The organism is Psychrobacter sp. DM8 (assembly GCF_051307025.1).
Classification (GTDB): domain Bacteria; phylum Pseudomonadota; class Gammaproteobacteria; order Pseudomonadales; family Moraxellaceae; genus Psychrobacter.
Map to the genome: position 1 here is coordinate 2,558,350 of NZ_CP195538.1, position 21,044 is coordinate 2,579,393.

Below are 21,044 nucleotides of genomic sequence, written 5' to 3' on the forward strand. Positions count from 1 at the left end.
TGGCTATCGCTTTAGTTATCGTGCTTTTCCTGTTATGTCTGTTTAGGGTTATTGTCATTCACGTTGCACTAACTGCTCATACCTTTTTTGAGCGTTCTTTATTTTAAGTTATTGATCCTTGTACAGATCGATATAAGGACTTGATGAGTTTTGATAGGAGGTCGGGCTTTGTGTCTCTGGACTTTGCGTACTTGGGCTTTGAGTGATGACTGGGGTTTGGTTGGTAGAAGGTACAGGGCTTGTATTTACTGACCCGACAGGTGCATTGACGCGATTGGCAGTATCTAACTGTCTGACAATAGGCTGAGCTGGCATCTGACTTGTCGCATCGGTGGCCAAATTAGCCTCGTACATAATGTCATCACGGCTAATCTTGATACCTCTATCATCGACCACAGTCGTTAGGAGCACCAGTTCTGTCACGCCAACGGTACCATTGGCAATGTCGATCAAGTGGCTTTGCTGCGTTGGGGTCAGGCGTCCCATTAGGTAGACCACGCCATTATTGCTGACCGCTTTGATTTGTGAGGCTTTGACGCCGTCATTAGCGGCGGCCTTTGCCACGAGTTTTGAGGTGATATAACCATCTTGCACAGTTGAGCTGTAACCGCGAGCCACGCCGACGTTAAGCTCGTTGTAGACAGCTCGTACATCTGGCATGGAGCTGATGACCTTTTCAACTTGGGTCTTTAACGTCTCGGTAGGTACTTCGCCTGTGAGCAAAACTTCACTATTAAAGCTGTCGATACTCATTCGGCTGGTTTGCTGCAGATTCTCTTGTAGACCATAGACATTTATCTTGGCGGTATGTTCAATACTGCGATCAAGAAGGCGCTGCGGTATAGTACGTTCAGTGACTGGCACGCCGTATGTACCCTCAGTACTATTGGTCAAATAGTTCGTCGTACAACCTGTCATCGCTATACTAGTGGCAAATGCTAGGCTTACTATCGCTTTGTAAGATAAAGGTTTGGCAGCAGTTGCATACGTCCGTGTCATGGTTTACTCCATAAAGTTATTGGCTTGTTTTAGGACAAATTATTTCTGTTAGATTTTTTGTGATCGCTTAAAATATAATCTTTACTACGTGATGTCATTCTTTATTTATACGTTTTATTTATAGTGTATCTTCTTGCCATTTGAAACTTGTTAAATGGTAGCGACGACTTACCAAGCAGTAGTGACAAAGGCGCCTTTGAGCCACTCAGGTACTTCACTATCAAACAAAGTTGTAGTAGAAGGCACAACATCATAAGCTAATACATCAAAACGGCATTCATAATCGGCGTACTTTGGATGCTGCTGCAAAAAGCACTTAGCTGTCTTAATAATCTTTTTTTGTTTAGCTTGGGTTACGCTCATCGCAGCACTACCAAAACCTGAACGCTTACGCTGACGCACTTCAATAAAAACTAAAATTGGCCATGCTACGCCTGCCTCTATCATGACTAAATCGAGCTCACCGACTTTAGGCTGTTGCCAATTATGAGCGATAAGCGTTAAGCCTTGTATCTGCAAAAACGAGCAAGCTTGCTGCTCAAAATAGCCGCCTTGGCGCTGTTTGGGTGAGGTCAATTGTAGCGGACGCTTGGCAATATTGGTGCTACTTCGCTCGCTAGTATCACTGGTACTTAGATCAGCCATAACGCTGACTTCCTTGCCTGAACATTTCATAATTATCATAGCACAACATGCTAAACTAGCCATCTTAATACCCTGCATTTATGTTTTAGCACTTTTTTATCTCATTTATCGTCCAACTATCTTGAGGTCTTCATGTCTACTGTCACCGCGATGCCAGCCTGTCTTTATATCATCGCCACCCCTATCGGTAACTTAAGTGACATGACGCCGCACGCTATCGACACCCTCAAGCAAGTGGCTATTATCGCCTGCGAGGACACGCGCACCTCTGGCAAATTGCTCTCACACTTTGGCATCAATACCAAAAATAAATCTGATGACATCCAAAGCAAGGCAAATGCATCAGACAAAGAGACAAAAAACGCTACAGATACTGACCGTGGACATAACAAATTGTGGGCGTATCACGAGCACAATCATGCCATTCAAACGCCCAAAATTATCGAGATGATCCAGCAAGGACATTCAGTCGCGCTGATTAGCGATGCAGGTACGCCACTGGTCAGTGACCCCGGCTACCAGTTGGTGCAAGCTGCGCACGCAGCGGGCGTTAGCGTCTCCCCTATCGTTGGTGCTTGCGCCGCTATTGGCGCGCTATCGGTCGCAGGACTGCCCTCGGATCGATTTAGCTTCATTGGGTTTTTGCCTGCCAAGACCCACGGCCGACAAAAACAGCTTGAGGCATTGAGCGCGCGCACTGAGACATTGATATTCTATGAAGCGCCGCACCGTATTCTTGCCAGCCTGACAGATATGGCAACGGTGTTTGGTCACGACCGCGCGGTGACCTTTTGCCGTGAGCTGACCAAAACCTTTGAGACGGTATACAAGTCAACGCTTGGGGCGCTGATTGATTTTGTCAAAGCAGATGATAATCAGCAGCGCGGTGAGATCGTGTTGGTGGTAGCAGGCAATAACACTGCAACTGATGATGACGATATGAGTATTCATGATACTTTGCTACAGCGATTATTGCTGGATCTATCGGTAAAAAAAGCAGCAGCGCTGGCATCTGATATCACGGGCGTCAAAAAGAACGCTTTGTATCAGCGGTTGCTAGCATTACAAGAGAAGTAGGCATTAAACAAAATCAAAAATTTAATACAGATAAAGGTATAGGAGAGTAAAGCGATGTATGACGTAATGGCGATAGGTAATGCTTTGGTGGATCATGAATATGTGCTAAGTGATGCAGCACTAGAGGACACTGACCTTATCAAAGGTCAGATGACGCTGGCCGATCTTGATGAGCAACAAAAGCTATTGGCGTTTTTTGAACTCGCTGATATAGCGCCCTCCAAGCAAGCAGGCGGTGGCTCAGCTGCCAATAGCATGTACGTGTTTGCAAGTTTAGGCGGCAAGCCGTTTTATGCCTGCCGCGTAGGCGATGACACGCCGGGACAGTTTTATTTGCAGGACTTGCATGAGGCAGGCGTTGCCACCTCAAAGCAGTCGATACACGCAGGCGGGGTAACAGGCTCCTGCGTCGTGGCAGTGACCGAAGATGGCGAGCGTACTATGCAGACCTATCTTGGCACCTCAAGCGAGATTACCGCAGACAACGTTAATTTTGATGCCTTGACTCAAGCGGATTGGTTGTATCTAGAAGGCTACCTAGCGATGTCTGAGGGTATTCAACCTGCGATGACCCAGTTGCGCCAACAAGCGGGCATCAACGGCGCCAAGATTGCGGTCAGTTTTGCCGACCCTGCTGTGGTGCAGTTCGCCAAAGACGGTCTGCTTAATATGCTCGGCAACAAGGTTGAGGTGATATTTTGCAATAGCGAAGAGGCCAAAGCCTTTACTGACAAAAAACAGACCAAAGCAGCGGCGCGTGCGCTACTTGAGTACTGCCAAATTGCGGTAGTGACCGATAGTGCCAATGATACTATTATTGCGCAAGCTGGCAGCGCACAAAGTGGCGATAACCAGACCGATATTATTATCCATGAAGTACCCACGCCTGCGGTAAGTAATGTCATTGATACCAATGGCGCGGGTGATAATTACTCGGGTGCGTTTTTATACGCGTTATCGCAGCATTACAGCCTGCCTGAATGTGGTCGTTTGGCGAGTGAAATATCCGCGCAGGTGATTCAACAATTTGGGCCGCGTCTTAGCTCACAAGATTATAAAGACATTGCTAAGCGCGTCTTAACGGTTTAAATGCGACAACTTTGCTTTACGTTATCTTAAAACCACAGCACTCCAAAACAAAAGCCCGTATCCAGAAATATACGGGCTTTTTTAGCACTATTTAGTTTATGCTGATGCCAACGCCTGCTCCAAATCAGCCTTGATATCTTCGATATGTTCAATACCAATTGATAAACGTACCATATCCTCGCTCACGCCAGCTTGCTCAAGCTCTTGACCATTAAGCTGACGATGAGTGGTCGTTGCAGGATGACTTGCCAAAGATTTGGCATCACCGATATTAACTAGGCGGGTGATGAGTTGCAGGGCATCGATAAAGCGTGCGCCCGCTTCACGACCTCCCCCTTCTTTATCACTTCGGACGCCAAAAGTTAAGATCGCAGATGGTGTACCTTTCATGTACTTCTGAGCCAATTCATGATCGGGGTGATCTGCTAGACCTGCATATTTAATCCAAGCGACCTTGTCATGGTCACGTAGATATTCAGCGACCGCTTGTGCGTTTTGTACATGACGCTCCATACGCAGGCTCAGCGTCTCTATCCCTTGCAAGATACTAAAGGCATTAAGCGGACTGAGCGCGGCACCGGTATTGCGTAGCGGAGCCACGCGAGCACGCGCAATAAAAGCCGCTGCGCCGACGTCTTTGACGAAGTTAACGCCGTGGTAGCTCACATCTGGTGTGTTTAGTAGCGGGAAACGCTCTGGATAATCTCCCCAAGCAAAGTTGCCACTATCTATAATAGCGCCGCCGATTGAAGTGCCCGTACCGCTCATATATTTGGTCAAAGAATGAATGACGATATCTGCGCCAAATTCAAAAGGACGGCATAGCGCAGGCGTAGCTACGGTGTTATCAATAAAAACAGGAACGCCGTACTCATGCGCGATATCACTGACCGCTTGAATATCGATGATATTACCTAGTGGATTACCGATACTCTCGGCAAAGACCATTTTGGTTTTGTCATCGATTAAGTCGCGAATAGACTCAGGGTTATTGTGGTCAAAGAAGCGCACTTCGATCCCTTGGCGCGGCAAAGTGTGCGCAAATAGATTATAGGTACCGCCGTACAAGGTTGATACCGCCACGATGTTATCGCCCATCTCACAAATCGTCTGCACCGCATAAGTAATCGCAGCCATGCCTGACGCTACCGCCAGACCGCCTATACCGCCCTCTAATGCGGCGACGCGCTCTTCTAAAACGGCGTTAGTCGGGTTCATGATACGCGTATAGATATTGCCCGCCACTTTTAAATCAAACAAGTCAGCGCCGTGCTGGGTATCATCAAACGCATAAGAGCTGGTGTGATAAATAGGGACAGCGACCGCTTTGGTCGTCGGTTCAACACTGTAGCCTGCATGGATAGCGAGGGTTTCTAGACGTTGGGCTGGGGCTGTTTGGTCATCACTCATAATACATTCCTTGATCATTATTAGGGTTGGTTAAACGCACTCTTAAAAGTTGTACATAAAAAAAGCTGAGTTTATGATAACCCAGCTTTTTTATGAAAAGAACCATAAGTCTTTGCTTTGCTAATTCCAATAAGGAATATCTACTTATAATAGGCGTTTTCTGTCAGCGTATGATCAGTCTCATCAACGACTTGAGTCAGCTCAGGTATTTGCTGCTTAAGCTGCACCTCAACGCCCTGACGCAAGGTCATATCGACCGCCGAGCAGCCCTGACACCCACCGCCGAATTTGAGTACCGCGGTAAGGCCAACGCCCTCTTCTTCGATCAGCTCAAGCAACTGGACGTCACCACCGTGCGCCGCTAGGCTTGGGTTAATCTCAGACTGCAAGACATAGTTGATACGCTCCTCGACACTGGCATCCGCGCCGACTTTTGGCACTTTTGAATTTGGCGCGCGAAATGTTAACTGACCACCAAAGCGGTCTTTATTATAATCGATGACCGCATCTTCTAAATACGGAACGGACGCGGCATCAATAAAGGCGGCAAAACTATCATAACTGAACTTTAAATCTGCGCTGTCCTCTTCACCTGGCTGGTTGTATGCCATACAACATTCAGCACGCGGCGTACCTGGATGCTCAACGAAGATACGCACACCAATGCCGTCAGTATCTTGCTTAGCTAATAAATCCGCTAAGTAACCTTGCGCCGCTTCAGTAATAGTAATATTGCTCTTAGTTTCAGTTTGCTCAGTATCTAATGCTGATTCAAACTCAGCAGAATCTTGGCTTGTTGGAGCAGTTTCGTTTGGGTTGTATTCGCTCATAATGCTTCCTATTAATTAAAGCAGACGCTGTTTTAGCGCATCTAGTCATCATTGTAAAAGTATGCTGGATATCAAATCTGTGTAGCGCTGTTGTTTATCTATAAAAAGTTGTCAATTGATGTTACCTAGTATACCGTATTTAAAAGATAATTCCGACTGTGCCACTAGGGTTTAAATGTGTCGAAAATTTTTATAAAGGGAACTACAATCACTATTGACCTTTATATTAAGACGCTTTAGTCAATTATCAAGCGCTACTTTATATTTGCAACAACTCTTTATTTGCAAAGATGAGGGCGGCAAGTCAAATATTTTATACCCTATAAAAATAACAATAAACGCCTTATTTCAAGTGAGCCTTCTCCATGATAACAAAGCACTTAACTCTAATTCCTACGTCTGATAATGAGCAAACCGCACTTTGGACTGTGACTGACGATAATCCTGAACACTATGTCTCAAAGCGGCAAAATGTGTTTTTGACGCATGGCACTTTTTCAGATAAAGGCGTGTGTATGGGTATTGCCAGTTATCTTGCTGCTTTAGGTCATACGTGCTACATCATGGAGTGGCGCGGACATGGTCATAGTCCTACGCCGCAGCATAAGTATAAGTTCGAAACTATCGCCCTTTATGATTATAAAGCGAGCTTTGATTATTTATTTAAAGCGCTAAAATTAGATCATGTGCACACGGTTACTCATAGCGGCGGCGGGCTGTGTTTGACCATGTTTTTGATTCAAAATCAGCAGTACATCGACAAGGTAAGCAGCGCTACTATATTTGCCTGCCAAGGATATGGCGCGGCTCTTAACCCTATAAGTTACATAAAAGTCATGAGCGCCAAAATAATCAATCGACTCTATGGCTATATCCCTGCCAAAACATTTAAATTAGGTCCCGTCAACGAGAGCTATTACACGATGGTGCAATGGTATGACTGGAACTTGCATAAAAACTTTAAAAGCAGTCTGCTCAAACAAAACGGCAGCGCATTAGGCGCTACCGACGCTCTTGATGACTGTTTTAATTATAAAAAGCATATGTCTAAAATCACCATACCTATCTATGCCATCAGCGGTAGTGGCGATCGCTTTATTGCCCCAAGTCGAGGCTGTAAATTGCTGTTAGATGACTTTGGTCATGATAAGAATGTATTTCGGGAGTATTCAACGCACAGCGGTGATTTGGAAGATTACACGCATAGCCGCATCATTATAAGCCGCAATGCAGCCAAAGAGATTTGGCCAACGGTAGCGACTTGGATTGAAACACACAGCGCAACTTCACACTGTACATCTCCTCAAACTAACTTCACATAATATAACTGAACTAAGTTTGTGCGCTGGTTACACTCAATAGCATTATCTATTGACTTGACGGAGTAAATTATGAAGTTATATGTCATACCAGGTACTTGCGCTGTCGTACCCCATACCGCACTTGAATGGACGGGCGCAGATTACGAGCTTGAGCTATTAGATCACGACTCCTCCAAGTCAGCAGAATATTTGCGTATCAATCCACAAGGGACTGTTCCTGCAATCGTTGATAGCAGTAGCGATGGCTCTGAAATCATTGTCACCCAAAACATTGCCACCCAAGTCTACATTGATGCCAATTATCCCAAAGCTAATATCTTTGGTACAGATGCTTCAGCTATTAGTAGGGCAAAAGTGATGCAGTGGCTAGCATTTGTGAATGCTGATGTGCACAAAGCCTTTGCGCCACTCTTTGGACCTGATGGCTTCGTTGAAGGCAACTTGGCGCAAGAGGATCTAAAGAAAAATGCAAAAGAGAAGATTGTCCATCTTATGAGATTGCCAAACGAGCAATTGGGTAAACACGATTATTTAACGGGCACCAAAACCACTGCGGATGTTTATCTATACGTGACGCTAACGTGGGCGAAGAAGTTTGAGATTGATCTATCTAAGTACAGCAATCTAAACGGGTTTATCAAACGTATGGAGTCAGACGAAGGTTTGAGCGCTGTCATCGAGCAGCAAGGCTTAGATAAGATTGGGTCGCTATAAGTTATGTTATTTTAAGCAAATTCATAAGCCTTCTTTATTAAGTTAAAGAAGGCTTTTTTTTGTTTATAGTGAAAATCCAATGTCGTCAGCGTCACAAAACATCTTTATACTTGTCAGCCCCTAAGCGCTTGTGTCAGTATTAGCGTCATTGCAGGTACATACCAAAATCGTTTGTCGTAGGGAATTGGCGTTTATGAGTGCATCGTTAGCAGACAGTACAGACAACAAGAATAATAAGCATTATAAATATCTAGTCTTTATCGGACGCTTCCAGCCCTTTCATTGCGGACATAAAGCCGTCGTTGATGAGGCGCTCAAACGCGCAAATAACGTCATCATGCTTATTGGTTCTGCTAATTTGCCGCGTAGCCTGCGTAACCCGTTTTCGGTGAGCGAGCGTACCGCTATGATCAAGGGCGCATACTCTGACAAGGATGCTGCGCGCATTCACTGCGTAGCCTTGGACGATGCGCTATACAATGACACACGCTGGCTCAAATATGTACAAGCGGGCGTGCGCTCAGTCACCCATGACTTGAACGCGGATATTGGCTTGATTGGTCATTCAAAAGACAGCTCTTCTTATTACTTGTCACTATTCCCCAATTGGGCGTCGGTCTCTGTACCCAATTACCATAATCTATCAGCGACACCTATCCGTGATAGCTATCTAATGGGCGCTATGCCAACGCCTGAGCGTACCCCTGATGCCACACGCGGGGTATTAAGCCAGTTTAAAAACACGGCTGAATATGAGCGCTTACATGAAGAAGCAGGCTTTATTGATAAGTATAAAAAACAGTGGGAATCTGCGCCGTACCCGCCGACCTTTATGACCGCAGATGCGTTGGTCGTGCAATCTGGACATATCCTACTCGTTGAGCGCCGTAGTATGCCAGGGCGCGGACTGTGGGCATTGCCGGGTGGGTTTTTGAACCCCAAAGAGACGCTATTTGATGCCTGTATACGTGAGCTGCGCGAAGAGACGCGGCTCAAAGTGCCAGAACCAGTACTGCGCGGCTCTTTTCACAGTCAGCATACCTTTGATGATCCGTATCGCTCAGCACGCGGTCGCACCATCACCCAAGCCTTTTATTTACAGCTCAAAAACGATGCCAAAGGCTTACCCAAAGTAAAAGGTAGCGATGATGCCGCTGCCGCATTTTGGCTACCATTAGCTGAGCTTGACGCGCAAATGATGTTTGAAGATCACTATGCCATTATCACCAAGATGGTTGGGCTTTGACGCTTTATTAGAAATATAGAAGGTTAGGTTCAAAGTATGCCCTTATTTTTGTGATATTGGTCTACATAACTTGTATAAGACGTAACCAGTTTCACCGCCTGCGCCGATAGACGGCAAAGGTTAATCGCCGCAACGCTGCGGCATTTTAAAGCAGAGGAGTTCTGTGATGTACACCAGTAATTTTAATAATTTAATCTTAAATTCAGACAGCTACAAAACCTCACACTGGCTACAATATCCGCCCGGTAGCGAGTACATGTCAAGCTATGTCGAAGCGCGTAGTGGCGATTACGATGTCGTGTTCTTTGGTTTGCAAGCCTTTATTAAAGAGTACTTGCAAACGCCTATTACCACCGCTCATATCGATGACGCTGAATTGGTGATTAAAGCCCATGGCTTACCTTTTAACCGATCAGGTTGGGAGCGTTTGGTTGACAAGCACGATGGACGACTACCGATACGTATTCAAGCCGTCCCTGAAGGCAGTATCGTACCTGTGTCTAACGTCGTCTGCCAAATCGTCAATACTGACCCCGAGTTCTATTGGTTACCGAGCTATCTTGAGACTGCACTGCTACGCGCGATTTGGTACCCTTCAACCGTCGCCAGCTTATCTTATTATTGTAAGAACATTATCAAATCAGCGCTGGAAAATTCCGCCGATAGCATAGAGGGTCTGCCGTTTAAGCTACATGACTTCGGTGCGCGCGGGGCGTCCAGCATGGAGACAGTCGCGTTAGGTAGCCTTGCCAATTTAGTGAACTTTTCAGGTACTGATAGCATGACCGCGTTGGTTGCAGCTAGCCGCTGGTACGGTATGGACAAAGATATGCCCGCTTTCTCTATTCCTGCCGCTGAGCACAGTACGATGACCGCTTGGGGACGCGAGCGCGAAACGCAGGCTTATAAGAATATGCTAGAGCAGTTCGGTGGAGACGGTAACTTAGTCGCTGTCGTCTCTGATAGTTATGATCTGTGGAATGCCATCGATAATATCTGGGGTGTCGCGCTCAAAGATAAAGTCGAGACCATGGGCGGCACTTTGGTTATACGTCCTGACAGCGGCGACCCTGCCAAAGTCGTGCGCGAAGCCTTGGAGCGCTTGGCGATAAAATTCGGTACGACGACTAATAGCAAAGGCTATAAAGTGCTGCCTGACTATGTGCGCCTCATTCAAGGCGATGGTATCAACCCGCAAAGCCTTGGCAAGATATTGGGTACGATAATGGAAGCGGGCTTTAGCGCGGACAATGTTACTTTTGGCATGGGCGGCGGTCTGCTACAACAAGTCACCCGCGATACTATGAGCTGGGCGATGAAAGCCAGTGCAATCTGTATTGACGGCGCGTGGATGGATATCTTTAAAGATCCAATTACCAGTCGCTCAAAACGCTCCAAAAAAGGTCGTTTGGCTCTGATAAAGGGTGATAATGCTCAGCTTACCACTATTAAAGAAGATGCCTTGGCAAATTCTGCTGATAACCTACTCCAGGATGTATTCGTCGATGGTCAACTATTAATCGATGATACTCTAGTCACTATTCGAGGACGTACAGGATGGTAGCCTCTATCAATAAAAAAACGACTGGCAAAATCACTGCCGCCGCAAAAGATGTGCTGCTTGCGCCAATCTATCTATACCAAGGCAGTAAAGTAAAGCGCGATACGGTGCGTTTACCAGAACCTGAAGGTGAGCGTCATGGATCTGTTTCACTACATAGTATTGAGGATAGCGTGTTGCCTGAGCTCAATCTCATGCTCGTTGGTGACTCTGCTGCCGCAGGCGTCGGTAGCCAAACGCAAGCGGATGCCTTAATAGGTAAACTAACACCAGCGTTGCAAGACCAATCAATAATCCAAGCCATGTTCGGTGTACTTAATTGGGCAGTGCAAGCTACCACAGGACATACCAGCTTTGATATTTTGCGTAGGTTGTATGTCCTGCCGACTCCAAGCCAGTCTGTAGACGTCATGGTATTAAGTGTCGGCGTTAATGACACCACATCCAACATCTCTGAGCACAAGTGGCAACAGCAACTCGAGGAGATCATCGCTATTGCTCAGCGTAAATTTGGCGTGCAGACTTTGATATTCTCAAGCCTACCACCGATGGCAAAGATGCCTGCCCTGCCTATGCCACTCAACGGCTATGTCGGTGCAAAATCTGACAAGCTCGATCGGATATTACAGCAAGTATGCGACAAGCATAGCGATGTGCACTATATGGCAGCAGACTTTGCTCGTATGGCTAAAGAGTATGGCAACGGCAAACCTATAGATAGCAAAGCTATGTTTGCAAGCGACGGCTTTCATCCTAGCAGCCTAACATATGGTTACTGGGCGCTACAGTTAAGCGATCTGATCAGTGAGTTGCTTAACGATTCAAAGACTTAGGCAGGCGTTAAAGTGATAGTGTTAAATAAACAAGCATAAAAAAACCGCTGAATATTCAGCGGTTTTTTTGTTTTGGATATTAAATCAAAATTACTCAGCAGCATCAGCTTTTTTAGCACGGCCACCGAATGCACCAAAACGCTTGTTAAAGCTAGCAACACGACCTTCAGTTGAGCTTTTACGCTGCTCGCCTGTATAGAACGGATGTGATGCACTTGAGATATCAAGTGGGTAGTATGGGTATTCTACACCCTCATACTCGCGCGTGGTTTTAGTCTTCGCCGTAGAACGGGTCAAAAAATACACGTCGGCATTAGTGTCATGAAACAGTACTTCTTGGTAATTGGGATGGATATCTGCACGCATAATAAACTCTCTAGGTCCGATGTATGTATAAGCTGTTGCTATAAAAGCGCTACATACGTAACTGAGGCACTAAGCACATTGGTAATGCTGGCAATTGTGTCACTGGCTTATTCCAGCACCCAACACCACATCACAGCTCTCTTAGCCTATCCCCAGCGGGAAAATGAAGCAGCGATTTTAACGGTTTTTGCCATTCTTTGCAAGGTACTGCTGAAAAACTACATCTGTTAGATTCGCTCCGTAGAGAATAAAATTATGTTCTGATAATGAAAAACGTACTTGTTTAACCTCGTAAATAAAACATGCTTTTGGATAATTTTTCTTTTCTAACCACAAATACAACTCAAACAATCATCAATTCAAAACAAACATTTCTCTGAAGCTTGTGTATATATTCGTTTATTGATATATTATATATTCGTTAATTAGAATATATAAGTATTAATGACATATTGCATTGCTTAGCTCTAAGGGAGATAACGAAATGAACAAAATAGTAGTTAGTTTTAGAGATATTGATGAAAAATGGGACCAAGATATTTTAAATTATAGATTTGATATTTACCATTTGTCTGGTTGGATTAATAATTCGGCATCTATGGATGGCGGGCAGGCTCAAGGGATTGTTGCTGAATACAAGAACAAAAAGCTTTTTTTACCTATTATTATTAGAAACATTGACAGTGAATATTGGGATGCCACTTCTACATATGGCTATTGCTGTCCCTTAATTGATGACACTTTAACTGATGTCGAAACGAACATGATTTTAAAAGAGGTCAAACAGTTCTTATACAAAGTAGGATGCGTCTCCCTATTTATGAGATTGCATCCAGTGATCAGCCAAAAATGGACCCCTTCTATTGGTAGCTCCTTTACTCACGGTGTGACGCTCATGTCCGACCTGACGAAGACTGAAGCTGAACATTGGGCAGAGACTCAAAACCAACATCGTAGAGGCATTAAAAAGGCGTTGAAGATGGATGTAACTACTAAAATTGAGCAGTTAGATGATAGAAATATTGATACCTTCTCAAAGATATATAAAGAAACAATGACACATGTTAATGCAGATGAGTATTATTTCTTTGATGATAGTTACTTTGATGGTTTATCAAAAAACCTTGGTCATAGACTATTATTGATCACAGCTTATAAAGATGGTCACGCCATTGCCTCATCCATTTATACTTGCTGTAAAGAGTCGGGCATTATGCAGTTTCATTTAGGTGGCACTGTTAGTGAATATCGACATTTACAACCCTCTAAACTTATCACTCACGTGGCACGCGAGTGGGGTCGCCAAAATAACTATAAGATACTGCATTTAGGCGGCGGTGTTGGTAGCAACCTAGATACTTTGTATGAATATAAAAAAGGATTTAGCTCTCAATCGTTGCTATTTAAAACCTACAGATTAGTGATTAACCAAGATAAATACGACGATTTGGTAGATGGCGCTGGGTTTGATAATAGCGAGCTTGATTCAGACTTTTTTCCTTTATATCGACAAGTTGCTGCTCAGAAAGTACAACCTGTTGAAGAGGTCGCTGAAGTAGTCGAAGAAGATATGGCTGAGGTTGCATAACTACTCGTATCAGCAAAAAAGCAGCCAATATATTGGCTGCTTTTTTATGTTTATAAATAGACTCAGACTGTATTTAAATAAGGATTACTTAGTGCGGACAATGTGCCAGACGCCGCCTTTATTATCGCCATCTTTATCGCCGACTTTAGTGTCGTTGGCGTAGAAATACAAGGGTTTGCCATTCATGGCCCACTGATAACTGCCGTCTTCGCGCTGAAATGCTGCAAATTGACCAGAAGCTTTAGCATTACTAGGTGCCATAAGGGCCGGCCAAGCGACCATGCAGACAGAGCCACATTCTGATTTGTTTGCCATCGTATCTTTATCATAAGTATACAAAGTCATGTAGTCTTTTGAATCGACCAACATACCGCCTCTACTGGTTACAGGCGCCATGTTGCTGCTAGTGGCTTTTACTTCGTGCATACCTGAGTCATCATTGCCAATGACACTTTTAAGTGTCGTACAACCAGTCAAGGTAAGCACACCTGTTAACGCTGACAACATTATAATATTTTTCATTGTTATATCCTTGTGATCTAAAATTTGATTTGAATATCCATATAGTGCTCTGTCTAACACCCTCACAAGGAGTACTTAGTAGCACTCCTTTTTTTGAAGTTACTTATTTTAAAGTTACGTGTTTTTGCCAAGTAAATATAGCATGTCTGTTTAGTCAATCAATTATGTACGCTTATAAAATTACAAAACTATCTCAAAAGCGATTTCCTCATATAATTACCACACGCCTATTATCTGTAGTGTAGAGATCAAAAATTTTATATCACACATAAAAAATTAAACATCTTTCTGCTTAGATATTCATATCTCTTATTTATGTAAATTCCCTCTAGCTTTATACACACTTTGTGTTATCTACTGACAAAAACAGTGCATGTTTTTACGCATATATCCCAAATAAATTTGCTTTTTTTTATATCATAGGCTAATGATTATTTAATACTAACAATGACTCACAAGATACAGATCAGACATTGAAATCAGTAGGTATCACGCTTATATAGTCTATATAGCACTATTTAACTACGCTTCACTTAAGTAGCACTCTCTTTAGTCATTGACGACTTAACTTAAAAATCAGATTGCTAGATAACATCTGATAAATACACTGAAATTTTAGGTATAGCGGCATGTAATATGATGAGCCGATGCCAGCAAGGATAAAACAACGCTGATGAATTCAATTACTATAGACGACCGGTACAAAGACCTCAAAATTACGACGCCTAGTACCCGTTATGGTCAAGCAAAACGCGTAGGTATACTCGGCGGTGGTACTGCAGGTGCCACTATTGCTATTCGCCTGGCTGCGCTTGGCATTGAGACTCATTTGTTTGAAAAAAAGACCTCACTTATTGATGGCCCGCCCATGTGTCATCTGCATGCAGGTGGTAATTTGTACCGTGAAATTCCAGACGAGGACTGCGTAGCGCTACTTGAGCAATGTATCGATATATTGCGCCTGTACCCGCATACGATGGATGTGCGCCCTACTGTCTTTGCTGTGCCTAATCGTGATGAAGGTCAGCCTGAAGATTTGCTGCCGCGTTTGGACATCTTGACTGAGGCTTATCGTAAGCTTATTGAGCAAGACCCTAAGAATAAAGTTCTAGGAGAGCCTGAAGATTACTATCAGCTCTATAGCCATGAAGATCTTATCGCTTTATCTAAGCGTGAGCAGGTTCTTGCGCCTAGCACGGTAGATGAATGGGTAATACCTGCCGCTAAACACTTGGATTTGAATAAGATTAAATTCCCAGTGATTGTCGTACAAGAATACGGCTGGAATATCTTTCGTCTGGCAGCTTCAGCGCAATTAGCGTTAGAGGGTTATGACAACGCTCGTGTCTTTACCGATACGCAGGTCAAGAAAGTGACAGCAGTTGATTGTGAAAATTGTACTAATGCTGATCATCATGTGACTAAATGGCGTATTGACTATCAGCAAAACAGTCAATCTGAAACCGAGTCTGTTGAAGTGGATTACTTAGTCAATGCTTGCGGATTTCGTACCGGTGTTATCGATGACATGGTCGGTGTTGAAGTCACGCGTATGGTCGAGTTCAAATCCTCTTATATTACTCATTGGGATGATGCAGGTGGACAGATACCTGAGATTATTATCTATGGTAGCCGCGGTACACCAGAGGGCATGGCGCAGCTTACGCCATATCCAGGCGGTTATTTTCAGATACATGGTATGAGTAAATTCATCACTTTGTTCAATGATGGACTAGTCGCCTCAAATGAGATCAGCGCGCAGCCCAAACTTCCTGAAAAATACGTGCATTATATTGAAGATGGTTGGGATAAAGCGCCGTTGCAAGCGCGTGGTCAGCAAGCCATTGAATATGTAGCTGAGTTTGTGCCGACCTTCAATAGTGCGCGTACCGTTGGTAATGCCCTCTTTGGCGGTCAACAAATACCAGGAAAAGATGATACGCTGCGAGTTGCTGATGTGAGCTTGTACTCAAACATCCGCTACGCACGCGCTGAAAACGTCAAAGCCTCTTCGACGCTAATTGCCGCCGACCAGATCGTTGATGAGTTAACTGCTCTAGGGTTAGTTGATAAGGATACTACTGCCAATTGTAGTCGTTACGCTCACAATTGGGCTTATCTTACGCGCCATGATAGTGAGGATATTCATCATTTAGCACAAGATATTGCACTACAAAGAAATTTTCCAATCGCAATGGCAGGCGTTAATCGTACTATAGATAGCGTGATAGATGACGTATCAAACGATCTTGCTATCGCATAGATTTCGTATCAGGGTTAAATATTATCTACAAAAAAGGGAGTAGCCTGCTATCGATTAGCGAGCGACTCCCTTTTGCGGTTCTTAATTTTGATTTTCTAAGTAGTCATTTACTGCCCAACCATCTTATCAGTATCGACGCCGCCATTGAGAGTGACGACAGTCAATAACAGATCAATTGCTTCATCGATGCTATTGCACACAACTAAGCGATCAAGGTCTTGCTGCTTCATAAAGCCCTGCTCTGTCGTATATTTAAGATGCTCAATCATCCGATCATAAAACCCGTTAATATTAAGAATAATCATAGGCTTTTCATGCTGATACAGCTGACGCCAAGTGGCAATCTCCATGATTTCCTCAAGCGTCCCAAGGCCACCTGGTAGAGTAATAAAAGCGTCTGCGTACTCTGCCATAACCGTTTTGCGCGTGTGCATGGTATCAGTCAGGTGCAGGCGCGTCAGCCCTTGATGAGCGATTTCATGCTTGAGCATAAAGGTTGGAATGACGCCGACTGCTTGGGCGCCACTGTTGATGACCTCATCTGCGACTGCACCCATCAGGCCAATACTCGCGCCGCCGTATACCAATCCCATGCCATTTTTGGCAAGCGCTTGACCCAAATCGCGCGCGGCTTGCTCGTATATCTCGCTGTTACCTAAGCGCGAACCACAATATACGGCGACAAGCGGCATGGTTAACGTTGATTTATCTACGGCTTTTTCGATGTGGGTAATATCTTGACTGGTAATCACTTCATAAGTGTCATTATTGATTTTCATTTGCATTACTTTTGCCCTTAGCGTTTTATTTGAATGGTAAGTCTTCAGTTGTCTATTGGAATACATTCCTATTTATCTTAACATAAGCCAAGTTACTAACCTGTAACCAGCACTTATCAGTACGCACTTACCATACCGACTGCTATTGATAGTCGTACTCTATGTTTTGTTTCATCTTATGTTTTAATTTTCTCGATTCGCTAACAACCATAATATACTTTTTAGGATGCCGCTATGCTCAATGATGAGGCTCTAAATCAATCAGATGACATTATCATCTCTGATGTTGAGAGCGATTCTACTTTTGAGACTTACCTGTTGACCATCATGACTGAGCGCAATCAGGCTTTGGCAGCGACCGTTTATCGTCCTAAAGTTGATGTCAAAGCAGCGGTAATGATGGCACCTGCCACGGGTATCAAGCGTCAGTTTTATCATAATTTTGCCAGCTATTTGGCAGAGAACGGCTTTGGGGTGATTACTTTTGATAACGAAGGAATTGGTGAATCACTCGCAGGCAGTTTGGCAAAATGTGATGCCTCACTTATTAGTTGGGGTCGTCATGATATGCCAGCGGTGCTTGACGCCCTACAAGATGAATTTCCAGATGCAGCTTTCCATTTAATCGGTCATAGCGCAGGCGGTCAGCTGATCGGTCTCATGCCAAACTACGAGGCTATCAGCTCAGTATTCAATGTCGCTTGCTCCTCAGGACAAATCAAAAACATGGATATGCCCTATAAGCTCAAAGCAATGGGTTTTATGGACGCTTTTATTCCGCTGAGTAACTTAGTGCTAGGCTATACGCCAGCCGACAAGATTGGTATGGGTCAGCCGCTACCGCGCGGCGTGGCGCGTCAATGGCGCGAGTGGTGTAATGGTGCGGGTTACATCAAAACCGCTTTAGACAAAACGATTCATAATCATTTTTATAATAAAATCGCTATGCCAGCGCTATGGCTTGGTTTTAGCGATGATGAGATTGCCAATAGTGAAAATATAGACGATATGATACGTGTGTTCCCAAATATGCCAGTAGAAAAGCATTATTTGAATCCTAAAGATTTAGGTGTCAGTCATATCGGACATATGCGCTATTTTAGTGGTAAGACTCATGCCAAAGCGCCGCAACTATGGCAAATGGCGGTCGATTGGTTAAATGAGGGAGAGTAAGCTCTTTACTATATTTTATCTGCTGCATTTTGCTCCTCTACGCGCTTGGTCAAGGCAGAATGCAATGAGGGCTGCATATTGTGGATATTACCTAGCATCCACTTAACATAGCTCATAGGCACGTCTTTTATGAGTTTGCCCTTATGCTTACCAAAGGGCATTTTGCCGACGGGACTTGCGGTATTTGAGATGGTATGCGCCGCTGCAAAGTCAGTGGGCGCAATATCCAAACGCTCACAGCAAGCTTTGTAGAGCAGATAACACATCCGTGCATCGCCTAACGCATCATGCGCGGCAACGGTCATATGACTAGCCTGATCTTTGCCAATCAATTGCTCAATACATTTGGACTGACCGTAGTAGCGCCACTCTGGAAAGGCGGCGCGGGCCAGCCTAACCGTACATATCAGCTTAGCCGAGGGTTTCCCTATCACTCGCCAGTCAAAGCGTACATTGTGACCGATTAAGTACTCTGGCAGCTCAAATTGCTCCAAATCGAAGCGCTCACACTCGGCAACATCCTCATCAGTAATGCCATGTACCTTGATGACGATAGGTGAGATGGTGCGGCCACTATTGAAGTATTTCATCCACTCAAAGCCAGTCGCCACATTGATGGTCGCCACTTGAATAGGACGCGGGTCACTACCTTGATCGGTTTCGGTATCGATAATAAGCGCAGTACTAGGTTCAGTCATAATAGAGATCAATCATCAGGAGTTATTGTAGTTATCGCTACTCGTCAAAGAGCCTTAAACCCTTCATAATACAGCTAAAATTTGTAAGAACTGTATTATACCACTCATCAGCTCACAAGAGACAATGATGCCACCAGTTCAGCCGCCGCCTCTGCCTAAGTCCCCTAAGCCCCCTAAGCCAAGCCTGTTTACTCGTTTATTAAGGGTGCTGATCAGAGCTATAGTATTGTTTGCACTGTTATTTATCGTTGATAAAGTCCTCCCTACGCTTAAATGGCAGACGCAGGACTTTGTTGTGGCGAAGTGGAAGCAGGTCAATCTGTTGCAACAACCCTTGCCAGTAGAGAATAGTCTTCCAAATCCGCTACCTGGGCAGCATTTGACTGATACGTGGGGCGCGGCGCGTAGTCAAGGGCGCTCTCATGAAGGTATCGATATTTTCGCGGAGCGTGGCACACCGATACACGCTACTACGCAAGGAGTGGTTAGCAAAGTTGGCGAGAATACTTTGGGAGGGCGCGTGGTTGTCGTCGTTGGGCCTGGCGGCGCAGGACATTATTACGCGCATATGGAAGATTACGCAGATATAGAGGCTAACGATTGGGTGGATAGTGGCGACATCATCGGCTATGTGGGCGATAGTGGTAACGCCAAAGGCACGCCGCCTCATGTGCATTACGGCATCTATATCAAGGGTAGCGCGGTGAATCCTTATCCTTTACTTATAAAACCTGAATGATCACGACTTAGGTACCTCATACATTGATCCAATACGATGCGTATGGTTAGACAATCCTTTAAGATAGTGAGCGTACATAACTGCTAGCAAAAGTCGCACTAAATGTTGAACCTATGCCTAATTCCGACTCGATTTGTAAGCTAGTATTGTATTGATGCAATACGTGTTTAACGATAGCTAGCCCCAGTCCCGTGCCTCCTGTAGCACGGCTACGACCGCTATCAACACGGTAAAAACGCTCTGTTAGACGCGTGATATGCGAGGTGTCAATACCGATACCATTATCTGTCACAGAGAACTGGCAACCCTGAGAGGTTTTAACCCAGCTAATCTCGATATTGCCGCCTTTTGGCGTGTACTTGATAGCATTGATCACTAGGTTCGATAGCGCGCTGTTTAAGTACATCTCTGAACCATACAGCCCGTCATAAGTGTCTATTTGCAAATGAATGGTATGTCCATAGTCCTGATTGTAAGCCTGCGCATCATCGTACACATGCGTGAGCAATTTGGTCATATCGATATAACCAAGCTCATACGTCTCTTCGATTTCGATTTTGGACAACAGTAGCAAATCATTTACGATTCTATTCATACGCGCGGTCTGTTGAGTCATCAGCTCAAGCCCACGTTGCCACTTTGGTGGTATGTCGGATTGGTCTGAGTAGTTCTCTAGGTAGCCCATCAATACGGTCAATGGCGTTCGTAGCTCGTGAGAGACATTGGCTACAAAATCGCGGCGCATTTGCTCTAAATGCTGCAATCGCGTCACATCATAGATCATCAACAGCTTATCCTTATCAAAAGCTGTCATCTCACACTTTAAATAACGCTTGGGATCACGCCATGAGGCCATGTGCACACCATCATTATGGACATCTTTGTGCAGATCGTGATGGGCTGTGACCTCTTGATAATACTCGTGAAACTCAGGCGCCTGAATATAGTCAAAAATGCTTTTGCCCTGATCTTTGTCTTGCAATGATAATAGCTGCGCCGCTGCCAGATTCCACCACGTCAAGCGATCGTCACCGTCTATTAAAACCACGGCATCTTTTAGCGCTTCCCAAGCACGGTTCATCTTTGTCATTACTGTTTTATTATCAAATCGATCAGCTTGCTCAGACGTATTTGGCTTGTGGTGGTCAATCGACATGACTACTCTCATCCTTTCTCGTAGCGAGACTGTG

The 21,044-nt window shown here is 44.6% G+C and carries 20 protein-coding genes; 11 read left to right on the forward strand and 9 right to left on the reverse strand.

Annotation, left to right across the window (positions count from 1 at the left end; all coding sequences use genetic code 11):
* Positions 1 to 108: 108 nt before the first annotated feature.
* On the reverse strand, positions 109 to 999 hold the full coding sequence (locus ACR64J_RS10925; RefSeq protein WP_317200577.1) for a BON domain-containing protein: 891 nt from the start codon (positions 997 to 999) through the stop codon (positions 109 to 111).
* A 168-nt stretch (positions 1,000 to 1,167) separates the two neighbouring features.
* Positions 1,168 to 1,644, reverse strand: a complete 477-nt coding sequence (locus tag ACR64J_RS10930) for a YraN family protein (RefSeq protein WP_317200576.1) — start codon at positions 1,642 to 1,644, stop codon at positions 1,168 to 1,170.
* A gap of 132 nt (positions 1,645 to 1,776) precedes the next feature.
* On the opposite strand from ACR64J_RS10930, the gene rsmI reads away from it, so the two are divergent.
* Complete coding sequence (gene rsmI, locus ACR64J_RS10935; protein WP_435949704.1) at positions 1,777 to 2,721, forward strand: 16S rRNA (cytidine(1402)-2'-O)-methyltransferase; 945 nt, start codon at positions 1,777 to 1,779, stop codon at positions 2,719 to 2,721.
* Positions 2,722 to 2,775: 54 nt separating this feature from the next.
* Entirely contained in the window at positions 2,776 to 3,810 is a 1,035-nt protein-coding gene (locus ACR64J_RS10940) for an adenosine kinase (RefSeq protein ID WP_435949705.1), read from the forward strand.
* A gap of 96 nt (positions 3,811 to 3,906) precedes the next feature.
* On the opposite strand, the gene ACR64J_RS10945 is transcribed toward ACR64J_RS10940, so the two are convergent.
* Both ACR64J_RS10945 and nfuA read right to left on the reverse strand, forming a co-directional pair.
* Positions 3,907 to 5,220: an O-acetylhomoserine aminocarboxypropyltransferase/cysteine synthase family protein gene (locus tag ACR64J_RS10945; RefSeq protein ID WP_317200573.1), complete on the reverse strand. Its 1,314-nt coding sequence runs from the start codon at positions 5,218 to 5,220 to the stop codon at positions 3,907 to 3,909.
* A 140-nt stretch (positions 5,221 to 5,360) separates the two neighbouring features.
* Positions 5,361 to 6,050 carry a Fe-S biogenesis protein NfuA gene (nfuA, locus tag ACR64J_RS10950; protein ID WP_317200572.1) on the reverse strand — a complete coding sequence of 230 codons (690 nt, stop codon included), beginning with the start codon at positions 6,048 to 6,050 and terminating at the stop codon, positions 5,361 to 5,363.
* 365 nt (positions 6,051 to 6,415) lie between these two features.
* Here nfuA and ACR64J_RS10955 point away from each other — a divergent pair, with 365 nt between their 5' ends.
* From ACR64J_RS10955 to ACR64J_RS10975, 5 genes are all read left to right on the forward strand, one after another.
* Positions 6,416 to 7,372, forward strand: coding sequence for an alpha/beta fold hydrolase (locus tag ACR64J_RS10955; protein WP_435949706.1), 957 nt, complete (start codon positions 6,416 to 6,418; stop codon positions 7,370 to 7,372).
* 69 nt (positions 7,373 to 7,441) lie between these two features.
* On the forward strand, positions 7,442 to 8,086 hold the full coding sequence (locus tag ACR64J_RS10960) for a glutathione S-transferase family protein (RefSeq protein ID WP_435949707.1): 645 nt from the start codon (positions 7,442 to 7,444) through the stop codon (positions 8,084 to 8,086).
* Between the two features lie 193 nt (positions 8,087 to 8,279).
* Complete coding sequence (locus ACR64J_RS10965; protein WP_435949708.1) at positions 8,280 to 9,332, forward strand: bifunctional nicotinamide-nucleotide adenylyltransferase/Nudix hydroxylase; 1,053 nt, start codon at positions 8,280 to 8,282, stop codon at positions 9,330 to 9,332.
* A 166-nt stretch (positions 9,333 to 9,498) separates the two neighbouring features.
* Positions 9,499 to 10,896 (forward strand): nicotinate phosphoribosyltransferase, encoded by a 1,398-nt coding sequence (locus ACR64J_RS10970; RefSeq protein WP_435949709.1) that lies wholly within the window; start codon positions 9,499 to 9,501, stop codon positions 10,894 to 10,896.
* Positions 10,890 to 11,726, forward strand: a complete 837-nt coding sequence (locus ACR64J_RS10975) for an SGNH/GDSL hydrolase family protein (protein WP_435949710.1) — start codon at positions 10,890 to 10,892, stop codon at positions 11,724 to 11,726. Before ACR64J_RS10970 ends, ACR64J_RS10975 begins: the two co-directional genes overlap by 7 nt.
* A gap of 90 nt (positions 11,727 to 11,816) precedes the next feature.
* Here ACR64J_RS10975 and ACR64J_RS10980 read toward each other — a convergent pair whose 3' ends face one another.
* Entirely contained in the window at positions 11,817 to 12,092 is a 276-nt protein-coding gene (locus tag ACR64J_RS10980) for a type B 50S ribosomal protein L31 (protein ID WP_317200566.1), read from the reverse strand.
* Positions 12,093 to 12,576: 484 nt separating this feature from the next.
* On the opposite strand from ACR64J_RS10980, the gene ACR64J_RS10985 reads away from it, so the two are divergent.
* Positions 12,577 to 13,680, forward strand: coding sequence for a GNAT family N-acetyltransferase (locus ACR64J_RS10985; RefSeq protein WP_317200565.1), 1,104 nt, complete (start codon positions 12,577 to 12,579; stop codon positions 13,678 to 13,680).
* An 84-nt stretch (positions 13,681 to 13,764) separates the two neighbouring features.
* On the opposite strand, the gene ACR64J_RS10990 is transcribed toward ACR64J_RS10985, so the two are convergent.
* Positions 13,765 to 14,202 (reverse strand): hypothetical protein, encoded by a 438-nt coding sequence (locus ACR64J_RS10990; RefSeq protein WP_317200564.1) that lies wholly within the window; start codon positions 14,200 to 14,202, stop codon positions 13,765 to 13,767.
* Between the two features lie 673 nt (positions 14,203 to 14,875).
* On the opposite strand from ACR64J_RS10990, the gene ACR64J_RS10995 reads away from it, so the two are divergent.
* The gene (locus ACR64J_RS10995; protein WP_435949711.1) at positions 14,876 to 16,465 is read left to right on the forward strand and encodes an FAD-dependent oxidoreductase; all 1,590 of its coding nucleotides are present in this window, start codon (positions 14,876 to 14,878) and stop codon (positions 16,463 to 16,465) included.
* A 107-nt stretch (positions 16,466 to 16,572) separates the two neighbouring features.
* On the opposite strand, the gene ACR64J_RS11000 is transcribed toward ACR64J_RS10995, so the two are convergent.
* Complete coding sequence (locus tag ACR64J_RS11000; protein ID WP_435949712.1) at positions 16,573 to 17,250, reverse strand: TIGR00730 family Rossman fold protein; 678 nt, start codon at positions 17,248 to 17,250, stop codon at positions 16,573 to 16,575.
* 228 nt (positions 17,251 to 17,478) lie between these two features.
* Between ACR64J_RS11000 and ACR64J_RS11005 the strand changes: the two genes are divergently transcribed.
* Positions 17,479 to 18,417, forward strand: a complete 939-nt coding sequence (locus tag ACR64J_RS11005; RefSeq protein WP_435949713.1) for an alpha/beta hydrolase family protein — start codon at positions 17,479 to 17,481, stop codon at positions 18,415 to 18,417.
* A gap of 8 nt (positions 18,418 to 18,425) precedes the next feature.
* Here ACR64J_RS11005 and ACR64J_RS11010 read toward each other — a convergent pair whose 3' ends face one another.
* Positions 18,426 to 19,115 carry a putative quorum-sensing-regulated virulence factor gene (locus ACR64J_RS11010; protein ID WP_435949714.1) on the reverse strand — a complete coding sequence of 230 codons (690 nt, stop codon included), beginning with the start codon at positions 19,113 to 19,115 and terminating at the stop codon, positions 18,426 to 18,428.
* A 124-nt stretch (positions 19,116 to 19,239) separates the two neighbouring features.
* On the opposite strand from ACR64J_RS11010, the gene ACR64J_RS11015 reads away from it, so the two are divergent.
* Positions 19,240 to 19,854 (forward strand): M23 family metallopeptidase, encoded by a 615-nt coding sequence (locus ACR64J_RS11015; RefSeq protein ID WP_435949715.1) that lies wholly within the window; start codon positions 19,240 to 19,242, stop codon positions 19,852 to 19,854.
* 58 nt (positions 19,855 to 19,912) lie between these two features.
* On the opposite strand, the gene phoR is transcribed toward ACR64J_RS11015, so the two are convergent.
* Positions 19,913 to 21,010 carry a phosphate regulon sensor histidine kinase PhoR gene (gene phoR / locus ACR64J_RS11020; protein ID WP_435949716.1) on the reverse strand — a complete coding sequence of 366 codons (1,098 nt, stop codon included), beginning with the start codon at positions 21,008 to 21,010 and terminating at the stop codon, positions 19,913 to 19,915.
* Between the last annotated feature and the right edge of the window lie 34 nt (positions 21,011 to 21,044).